Below are 8,906 nucleotides of genomic sequence, written 5' to 3' on the forward strand. Positions count from 1 at the left end.
GCGATTGGGGCTATTCCTGACCCCCCTGGCAGTATGGGGGAGGTGTCCAGACCGAAGCCGATCGGGGAGATCACCCGGGGGACCACCGGCCACAACCGCCTGCGGCGGGCCGACCGGTGGACGATCGCCGCGCACGGCCGCCTGCTGCGCGCCGCCGACCGCCCGCTGGTGGTCGATCTGGGCTACGGGGCCTCGCACGTCACGACGCTGGAGATGTTCCTGCGGCTGCGCCGGATCTGCCCCTCGGTCGAGGTGGTCGGCGTCGAGATCGACCCGGCCCGGGTGGCGGCGGCCAGGCCGTACGAGCGCCCGGGGCTCTCCTTCGCGCTGGGCGGCTTCGAGCTGCCGGTGTCCAGGCCGCCCCTGCTGGTGCGGGCCTTCAACGTGCTGCGGCAGTACGGCGAGGCGCAGGCGTGGACCTACTGGGAGATGCTGTCGGAGCGGCTCGCGCCGGACGGCGTGATCGTCGAGGGCACCTGCTCGGAGGTGGGCCACCGCGCCGTCTGGGCCGGGCTGGACCGCTCGGGGCCGGTGACGCTCACCCTCTCGGCCCGCTTCGACGCCTTCGACCGCCCCTCCGACCTGGCCGACCGGCTGCCCAAGACGCTCATCCACCGCAACGTCCCCGGCGAGCCCGTCCACGCCTTCCTGCGCGATCTCGACCACGCCTGGGCCGTCAGCGCCCCTTTCGGCGCGTACGGCTCCCGCCCGCGCTGGATCGCCGCCGCCGAGGCGCTCGCCGGGACCTGGCCGCTGGCGGGTCACCCGCCTCTCGGCGGCCGGTCACGCTGGCGGCTCGGCGAGATCACCCTCCCCTGGAGCGCGGTCGCACCCCGATGACCCGACCCGGCGGAGAGCGGTCGCACCCCGGTACCCCCCTCCGAGAAGGAGACCGCGAGGACCCGTCGCCCCGGCGCCCTCCGGGGGTGGGAGGGCTGCGGCGCAGGTCACTCGACAACCCGTAGTACTACCCCTCGTGGTGCAGGAGTTAGGCTTGAAGGCGTGAAGGGACTCGGCGAGCTTGAACGCAGCGTCATGGACATCATCTGGGCACAGCCGTCCCCGGTGACGGCGCGGGAGGTCGGCCGTCTGATCGCCGACCGCGACCTCGCGCCGACCACGGTGATGACCGTGCTCGACCGGCTCACCCGCAAGGGCTTCCTGCTCCGCACCCGCGACGGCCGCGCCTGGCGGTACGAGGCCGCGGAGAGCCGCGACGCCTACATCGCGGAGCTTATGCTGGAGGCGCTGGACATGACCGGGGACCGGTCGGCGGCCCTCACCCGGTTCGCCCAGGCCGTCACCGGCAGCGAGGCCGACATCCTGCGCAGGGCCCTGACGGACCTGGAGGAGCTGGAGGAGAGGTAGATGACCGCTGCGGCCCTGGCGACGCTCGCCCTGGTCTGCGCGGTCGGCGCCTGGCGGCTCACCCGGGCGAACTGGACCTACCGCGCCCCCCACGTGGCCATCGTGCTCTGGCAGGCCCTCGGGGTGACCTGGGGTCTGGCCGGCACGGGCGCCCTGCTCGGATACGCCCTGGAGCCCTACGGCCGGGGGGTGCTGCGCGGCCTCGGCGACTTCGGCGCCGCCCTCCTCCTGGACCGGTCGCCCAGACCGTACGACCTGCCGAGGATCCTCGCCCTGATCACGGGGCTGACCGCGCTCGCGGTGCTGATCCTGGTGCTCGTCGCCGCGGGCCTGCAGACCTTCCGCGCCCGCCACCGCCACCGCGCCCTGCTCGCGCTGATCGCCAGGGAGGACCCGGGGGTCCCCGGCGTCCGGGTGCTCGACCATCCCGGCGCCACCGCCTACTGCGTTCCCGGCCTCCGCTCGCAGGTGGTGGTCAGCCAGGGGGCGCTCACGCTGCTCTCCGCCGACGAACTGGCCGCCGTGCTCGCCCACGAGGCGGCCCACGTACGCGAGCGGCACGACCTGGTGCTGCTGCCGTTCGCCGCGCTGCGCCGGGCCCTGCCCTGGTCCCGGGTGGTCAGGGACGCCCAGGGCGAGGTCGCCCTGCTGGTGGAGATGGCCGCCGACGACGCCGCGCGGCGCTGCTGCTCGGCGCGGCGCCTGGCCACCGCCCTGCTGCGCTTCGGCACCGCCGGTGCCGTCCCGGCGCCCCACGGCGCGCTGGGCGCGACGACCTCCTCCGCCGCCGTGATGGCGAGGGTGGAGCGCCTGGTGGACCCGGGGCCCGCGCTTCCCCGCAGGGTCCGCTACGCCATCGTCACCTTCTCGGTCGTCCTGACCTGCTCGGCCCCGCTGCTCTGGCTGATCCCGCGCTGATCCCGGGCCGTCCTCCCGAAAGTGCTTGCAGGAGTTCCCACTGTGTTTGCAATTGCAAGCACGATGATGCAGAATCGAGCCATGGCATTACCGAAGGTCGGCTCGATCGGTGAGTACATCCGCGAGCAGCGCACGCACGCGAAGATCTCACTCCGTCAGCTCGCCACGGCGGCGGGGGTCTCCAACCCCTACCTGAGTCAGATCGAGCGCGGGCTGCGCAAGCCGAGCGCCGAGATCCTCAACCAGATCGCCAAGGGTCTGCACATCTCCTCCCAGGCCCTGTACGTGCAGGCGGGCCTCATCGAGGAGCGCGAGCCCGAGGAGAGCGACGTGCTTGCCGCGATCAGGGCCGACCATCTCATCACCGAGCGCCAGCGTCAGGTGCTGGTCGACATCTACGAGTCGTTCCGCAAGGAGAACCAGGCCGCGGCCGCGGAGGAGGAAGCGGCCTCCGCCGGGACCGCGACGCCCCCGGCCGAGCCGGACGACGCGACCCCGCTGCCCGGGGAGTACCTCACCGCGCTGAAGCCGTACGCGGCGCCCCCGGGCGACGACCACATCACCAGGGAAATCAAGGAAGGCTGATCACATATGCCCATCATCAACAGCGACGTCAAGAAGCTGGCCGACTCCAAGCCGTTCTACGCCGTCGCCGGCGCCGGTGACTTCGCCGTCGAGAAGCTCCTCGGGCTTCCCGAGCGGATCCAGAGGCTGCAGGGCCGCCGCGAGGAGATCCGCGAGGCCGCCAGGGACCTCCCGGTGCTGGCCCGCCAGTTCGCCGGCAAGGCCGAGCTCTACGCCAAGGACTTCCCGGTCAGGGCGCGCGACTACGCCGACCAGGTCGCCGGAAAGGCCACCGAGATCTACGAGGAGTTCGCCGACCGCGGCCGCAAGGTCGTCTCCAAGGCCAGCGGCGAGGCCGCCCTGGAGCTGGAGGAGGTCTCCGAGGCCGCCGAGCCCGCGATCGCCGCCACCGCCACCACCAGGAAGAACACCCGCACCGGCAAGTCCACCACCTCCTGACCCCCTCGTGGGTCACCTCACCCGCGGGGCGGGCCGTACGCGAGTGCGCCGCCCCGCCCCTGCGTCCCGTCCCGGTACGTCCAGGACCCGGGCGGCGCCCGGACCGGCCCGGTACGTGCGGGCCGGGACGACGCGGGGAGCGCTTTCGGCATTAGGCTGAGGGAGACCGGTGAGGCGAGCGTTCTGGAGAGACGATGATCGAAATCCACGGTGCCCTGGACCTGGTCTTCTGGATCCTGGCCGTCGGTGTGTTCGCGCTCTCCGGCTGGGCACTCGTGCACGCCGTGAAGACCCCGGCGCGCGCGTTCGCGGTCACGGGCAAGCAGACCAAGAACCTCTGGCTGGTCATCCTGGGCCTGGCGGCGCTGTTCGGCTTCGCCGCCGCGGTGCAGTACCTCAGCGTGCTCAGCATCTTCACGATCGCCTCCGTCATCGCCTCCGGCATCTACCTGGCCGACGTGCGGCCCGCCGTGCGGGAGATCGGCAAGGGCGGCGGCAACCAGGGGCCGTACGGGCCCTGGTAGGCCCCCGAGAAAGACCGGCGCGCCCGGGGGGTTGCCCTCCGGTGGTTCCGGACTGTAGACAAACCGGATGGTGTTCGCGCACAAACCCGTGCTCCCCGGGGAGCACGTGACCCTCCGGCCGGTCGGCCCGGAGCACGTGGACGGCCTCTGGGAGCTGGTCAACGACCCCGAGACCATCCGGCTGACCGGCTCGCGGGGCAGACCGGAACGCGAGGCCCTGAAGGTCTGGTACGACTCGCGGGGGGCGCAGGGCGACAGGCTCGATCTGGCGATCTGCACCACCGGCGACGACGTCTACGTCGGCGAGATCGTGCTCAACGAGCTCGACGCCGACAACCTCTCCTGCAACCTGCGCATCGCGCTGATCGGCCCCCGCGCCTACGGCAGGGGGTACGGCACCGAGGCGATCCGGCTCACCCTGGACCACGTCTTCACCACCACCCCGCTGCACCGGGTCGGCCTGGAGGTCTACGCCTTCAACGAGCGGGCCGTGCACGTCTACCGGAAGATCGGCTTCGTCCAGGAGGGCGTCTGCCGCGACGCGCTCCTGATGAACGGCGATTGGTATGACTCCGTCATCATGTCGATACTTGCCCCTGACTGGGTTGTCAGGGAAATTTGACAGACATATGGTGATTTTTCGGAAACATCTTTTGACACTTCCGAAACAATGCTACGTTCACTGGGAGCGCTCCCACCTGTGCGGAATCTTGGTGTGGAGGAAGTTATGGCCGATCTACCCACACTTGCCCAGGTCGCAGCGGAGGCAGGGGTCTCCCCCGCCACCGCGTCCCGGGTACTCACTGGTTCAGTCAGAGTCAGCACGTCGACTCGTAGGCAGGTGCATGACGCAATCTCGCGTCTAGGTTATGTAAGGCATCGCGCTCCCCGAGGCGGTTCAGGCCGCCGGACGGATCAGGTGGTGGCGCTGGTCGTCTGCGAGCCGGCTCACCGACTGTTCACCGAGCCCTTCTACGCGCGGATGATCACTGCCGCCGAGGAGGTGCTCACCGGGCACGGTGTACCGCTCGCCGTGATGACCGCCACGGCGGCCACCTCCACCATCGCCACGCCGCCGCTCGTCGCGGGCGGGATCGACGGCGTCCTGCTGATCGGCGCGCGCGATCGGCATCCGCTCGTGGTGACCCTGGCCGCGTCGGGCATACCGGTGCGCAGCGCGGGCCGTCCCCCGGACGGCATCGAGCTGCCCCACGTCGACATGGACAACCGTGACGGCGGACGGCAGGCGGCCGAGCACCTCCTGCTCGGCGGCCGGAAGTCCATCGGCGTCATCGCGGGGCCGCCCGCCCTGCCCGCCGCCCGCGACCGGCTCGACGGGTTCCTGCAGACCCTCGCGCTGGCCGGGATGACGAACGTGCAGGTCGCCTACGGTGACTTCAGCCACGCCTCCGGGGTGCACGGCATGCAGTGGCTGCTGCGCCGGATGCCGCACGTCGACGCGGTCTTCGCCGCGTCCGACGTGATGGCCGCCGCCGCGCTGCAGACCCTGCGCCGCACCGGGCGCCGGGTGCCGGACGACGTGGCCGTCGTCGGGTTCGACGACTCCCCCACCGCCCGGCGGACCTCGCCGACGCTCACCACCGTCCGCCAGCCCGTGGAGGAGTTCGCCGCGCTCGCCACCCGTCTGCTCCTGCTCTCGATGGGCTCGCCCGACACCCCGTGCGACAACCCGGTCCTCCCCACCGAGCTGGTGGTCCGTGAGTCCGCCTGACCCCGGCGGACTCCGCGCGGGGGACGTGCTCACGCGCCGGTACATGTTGCTGGAGCGGATCGCCTGGGGCGGCATGAGCGTCATCTGGCGTGCCTTCGACCAGTCGCTCCAGCGGATGGTCGCGGTCAAGCTGCTGGACGGCGAGCTCGGTAACGACCGGGGGGAGGAGCGCGAGCTCATCCGCAGGGAGGCGCGCGCCACCGCGCGCCTCATCCACCCCGACGCGATCGAGGTCTACGACTACGGGGAGGCCGTGACCGCGCAGGGGCGGCTGGCCGCCTACGTGGTGATGCGCCTGCTCGACGGGCATCCGCTCTCGGACCGGATCGCCGAGGGGCCGCTGCCGTGGGGGGAGGCGGCGATGATCGCCGCCAGGCTGGCCACCGTGCTGGCCGTCGCCCACGAGCGGGGGATCGTCCACCGGGACGTCACCGCCGAGAACGTGCTGCTGACCTCGACCGGGGCCAAGCTGCTCGACTTCGGCATCGCGGCGTTCATCGGGGAGGACCACGACGACCGGGCCTCCGACTACGGCACGCCGCCGTACGTGGCGCCCGAGCGGCTGACCGGCACCGTCGCCGATCCGGCCAGCGACGTCTACGCGCTGGGGGTGCTGTTCTTCGAGATGCTCACCGGCGCCCCCCCGTACCCGGAACGGACCTGGGAGGAGATCGAGAACGTGCGCCGGGAGGGGCCTCCCCCGGTGCCCGAGGTGCCCGGGATGCCCGCCAGGATCGGCGTGCTCTGCCAGTCCTGCCTGCTGGAACGGCCCGAGGCGCGTCCCCGGGCGCACGAGGTGGCCGACGACCTCCGGCAGGCCATGACCCCGCCCCGCCCGGCCTCCGGGGAACGGCTGCTGCGCTGGGCGATGGTCGCCACGGCCGTGGCGCTGCTCGCCGCGGTCACGCTCTGGACGCGGCTCTCCGAACCGCACACCGGCCAGGTCGCCGCTCCTCCGGTGCACGGCACGGCCACCCCCGCCGTCCTCGATCCGGCGAGCCCGACGCCGGTCACCTCCGCCCGTCCCACGGCCGTCCCCTCCCCCTCCCCGAAGGGCGCCGGGCGGGGCGGCCAGGCGCTGGAGGAGGAGCTCCACACCGAGGCGGTCCGCTCCTCCCTGCCGAACCTCGGCCAGAGCGTACGGCGCTTCAACGCCGTGCTGGCCAGGGGCGAGGACGAGGGCAAGATCCGCTCGGACGTGGCCCTCGACCTGCGGCAGGTACTGGCCAACAGCGTCTGCTGCTCCCGCGACCTCACCCTGATCCGGGGAAAGATCGCCGACCGGCACCGGGAGGGGTCGCTGCCCGACGACTTCCGGCACGCGCTGGAGGCGCAGCTGGTGTTCGTCTCGGTCGCGCTGGCCGGCTGAGAGCGGCCGGCCGGTCGAGAACGGCCGGCCGGCCGAGAGCGGCCGGTCGGCGCGTGCCGGTGAAACTTTCAACCGGCGCCGGTCCCGGCGGGAATGCCCCAGCGCGAGCTAGAGGGGGTCGCGGGGACCGGCGGGGCCGAAGCGGCCGGGACCGTGATGTTGACGATTCCGGGGTGGGCCCCGCACCTTTCGATCGCGGGGACTCCTTCCCCGCGACCAGATCCCGTACTCGAAGGGCTCTTGATGAAAGTCCTGCGTTTTCGCAGGTGGTCGGCGGCGCTCGCGGCGCTCGTGACCACCTCCGCGTTGACGGTCGCGCTCGGTTCGGCTCCCGCGGGTGCCGCGGGCGGTACCGGTACCGGCTACCTGCGCACCTCCGGCAACAAGATCGTCGACAGCACCGGCGCGACCGTCCGGCTGACCGGCATCAACTGGTTCGGGATGGAGACCGACAACAAGACGTTCCACGGGCTGTGGTCGAGCAACCCCTGGCGGGGCCAGATCGACACGATGGCCTCGCTCGGCTACAACACGCTGCGCGTGCCGTTCTCCAACGACGCGCTCAAGCCGGGCGCGGTGGCCTCGGGCGTGAACGACTTCGTCAACCCCGACCTGGTCGGGAACAGCCCGCTGCAGATCCTCGACAAGGTCATCGACTACGCCGGCAGCAAGGGCATGCGGATCATCCTCGACCGCCACCGCCCGACCGCGGCAGGCCAGTCGCCCCTGTGGTACGTCGCCTCGACGCCGGAGAGCACCTGGATCAACGACTGGAAGGCGCTGGCCCAGCGGTACGCGGGCAACACCACGGTCATCGGCGCCGACCTGCACAACGAGCCGCACGCCGAGGGCACCAACCCGGCCGCCACCGGGGCCTGCTGGGGCTGCGGCGACACCGCCCGCGACTGGCGGCTGGCCGCCGAGCGCGCGGGCAACGCGGTGCTCTCGGTCAACCCCAACTGGCTGATCTTCGTCGAGGGCGTGAGCTGCCCGAGCGGCGGCCTGTCCAACGTCTGGGACAACGACCCGAGCAACGACGAGGACTGCGGCTGGTGGGGCGGGAACCTCTCCAAGGCCGGAGAGTTCCCGGTGCGGCTGAACGTGGCGAACCGGCTGGTCTACTCCCCGCACGAGTACGCCACCTCGGTCTACCGCCAGGCGTGGTTCGACGCGCCGAACTATCCGGCGAACATGCCCGCCATCTGGGACAAGTACTGGGGATACCTGTACAAGCAGAACATCGCCCCGATCATGATGGGCGAGTTCGGCACCACGCTCCAGGCGGCCGTGGACAAGACCTGGCTGCAGGAGCTGATGAAGTACACGGGCACCGGCGTGAACGGCATGTCCTTCACCTACTGGTCGTGGAACCCCAACTCCGGTGACACCGGCGGCATCGCCAAGGACGACTGGACCACGATCGACCAGGCCAAGCAGAGCATCCTTCAGCCGTACCTGATCCCGCCGGTCGGCGGGGGCGGCGGTCCCACGCCCACGCCGACGCCCACCCCGACGGCCACGACCTGTCAGGCGACCTACGCAGTCACGAACTCCTGGTCGGGCGGCTTCCAGGCCGCGCTGACCGTGAAGAACTCCGGGACGTCGACCTGGAGGAACTGGTCGGCGAGCTGGACCATGCCGTCGGGGGTGACGCTCGGCAGTGGCTGGAACGCCACCGTCACGCAGAGCGGGACCACATTCACCGCCAAGGCGCCCAGCCACGCGGCCGACCTCCCCGCGGGCCAGTCCGTCGTCGTCGGGTTCACCGCCAACGGCCCCTCCACCCCGGGGGCGACCGCCGTCATCTGCTCCTGATCCTCGTCCCACCTTCCCGGCGGGCACCGCCCGCCGGCCCCGCGGGGGGGGGGGGGGGGGGGGCGCCCGCCCCCCCCCGCGGGGCCCCCCCCCCCCCCCCCCCCCCCCCCGCGCCCCCCCCCCCCCCCCCCGCCGCGGCCCCCCCCCCCCCCCCCCC

At 72.1% G+C, this 8,906-nt stretch carries 10 protein-coding genes; all 10 read left to right on the plus strand.

The window, feature by feature from the left end:
• The first annotated feature begins 42 nt into the window (after nt 1-42).
• Nucleotides 43-840 (plus strand): class I SAM-dependent methyltransferase, encoded by a 798-nt coding sequence (locus ACLQ2R_RS36380; RefSeq protein WP_425965962.1) that lies wholly within the window; start codon nt 43-45, stop codon nt 838-840.
• A gap of 162 nt (nt 841-1,002) precedes the next feature.
• On the plus strand, nt 1,003-1,368 hold the full coding sequence (locus ACLQ2R_RS36385) for a BlaI/MecI/CopY family transcriptional regulator (protein ID WP_425965963.1): 366 nt from the start codon (nt 1,003-1,005) through the stop codon (nt 1,366-1,368).
• Nucleotides 1,369-2,286 (plus strand): M56 family metallopeptidase, encoded by a 918-nt coding sequence (locus ACLQ2R_RS36390; RefSeq protein WP_425965964.1) that lies wholly within the window; start codon nt 1,369-1,371, stop codon nt 2,284-2,286. It begins immediately after the preceding gene.
• A gap of 81 nt (nt 2,287-2,367) precedes the next feature.
• On the plus strand, nt 2,368-2,871 hold the full coding sequence (locus tag ACLQ2R_RS36395; protein ID WP_425965965.1) for a helix-turn-helix domain-containing protein: 504 nt from the start codon (nt 2,368-2,370) through the stop codon (nt 2,869-2,871).
• Nucleotides 2,872-2,877: 6 nt separating this feature from the next.
• Complete coding sequence (locus ACLQ2R_RS36400; protein WP_425965966.1) at nt 2,878-3,309, plus strand: hypothetical protein; 432 nt, start codon at nt 2,878-2,880, stop codon at nt 3,307-3,309.
• 194 nt (nt 3,310-3,503) lie between these two features.
• Nucleotides 3,504-3,833, plus strand: a complete 330-nt coding sequence (locus ACLQ2R_RS36405; RefSeq protein WP_329089733.1) for a DUF2516 family protein — start codon at nt 3,504-3,506, stop codon at nt 3,831-3,833.
• Nucleotides 3,834-3,900: 67 nt separating this feature from the next.
• Nucleotides 3,901-4,455: a GNAT family N-acetyltransferase gene (locus ACLQ2R_RS36410; protein ID WP_425965967.1), complete on the plus strand. Its 555-nt coding sequence runs from the start codon at nt 3,901-3,903 to the stop codon at nt 4,453-4,455.
• 105 nt (nt 4,456-4,560) lie between these two features.
• Nucleotides 4,561-5,565, plus strand: coding sequence for a LacI family DNA-binding transcriptional regulator (locus ACLQ2R_RS36415; protein WP_425965968.1), 1,005 nt, complete (start codon nt 4,561-4,563; stop codon nt 5,563-5,565).
• The gene (locus ACLQ2R_RS36420) at nt 5,552-6,934 is read left to right on the plus strand and encodes a serine/threonine-protein kinase (RefSeq protein WP_425965969.1); all 1,383 of its coding nucleotides are present in this window, start codon (nt 5,552-5,554) and stop codon (nt 6,932-6,934) included. Before ACLQ2R_RS36415 ends, ACLQ2R_RS36420 begins: the two co-directional genes overlap by 14 nt.
• A 243-nt stretch (nt 6,935-7,177) precedes the next feature.
• Entirely contained in the window at nt 7,178-8,749 is a 1,572-nt protein-coding gene (locus tag ACLQ2R_RS36425; protein ID WP_425965970.1) for a cellulase family glycosylhydrolase, read from the plus strand.
• Nucleotides 8,750-8,906: the final 157 nt, after the last annotated feature.

The sequence above is a fragment of the Streptosporangium sp. DT93 genome, assembly GCF_049844535.1.
In the GTDB taxonomy this organism is placed as follows: Bacteria; Actinomycetota; Actinomycetes; order Streptosporangiales; family Streptosporangiaceae; genus Streptosporangium.